Origin of the sequence: Pedobacter sp. MC2016-24, from assembly GCF_015223055.1 — a bacterium.
Classification (GTDB): Bacteria; Bacteroidota; Bacteroidia; order Sphingobacteriales; family Sphingobacteriaceae; genus Pedobacter.
Genome location: NZ_JADFBX010000053.1, coordinates 1 through 541, shown reverse-complemented (window position 1 = coordinate 541; position 541 = coordinate 1). Strand labels below are relative to the sequence as shown.

The 541-nt window shown below is 45.1% G+C and carries 1 protein-coding gene; it reads right to left on the bottom strand.

The genetic code is table 11. The annotated features are described in order from the left end of the window. A partial coding sequence (locus IM797_RS28225) for an MBG domain-containing protein (protein ID WP_228099185.1) occupies window positions 1-541 on the bottom strand: 541 nt, incomplete at both ends.

The window sequence follows — 541 nt, the reverse complement described above, 5'->3', positions numbered from 1 at the left end:
ATCCGTATCACCGGCTCCGGCCACCAAAGTATACGTAAAGGTTGCAGAAGCATCCGGCGAAGTACTGCTCAAGGTTCCGGCATTGGCACCAGCAGCAGCATTTTCATACAAAGTTACCGCAGCTAAACTGATGTCTGTAGGTGCACCTGGTTTTACTTTCAAATTACCAGCTACATAACTGATGCTGTAATTGCTTCCAACCGCAGCACTTGCTGTAATCGGATAGTCTCCAGGCAGACTGTTCAGTACTGCTGTGGTAACTATTGTTGGCTTAGTGGTTAACACGTTGAAGTCTTCGTTATTTACAAAACCGGCATAACTCACCGTTAATGTTGGATTGGCTGTTCCGGCAAATTTCTCTTTGTTATCTGCGGTCAAGACCAGACCTTTAGCCGTTACGCTTAAGGTACCATTTGGATTAACCAAAGTATAGTTTCCTAGTTTGTTACCTGGGTCAACAATGCTCGCTACAATCGGGTAATTCCCTACTGCTGCTGTAGCCCCTGCACCTGTACTTGTTCTATTTACGCTAATGTTATCA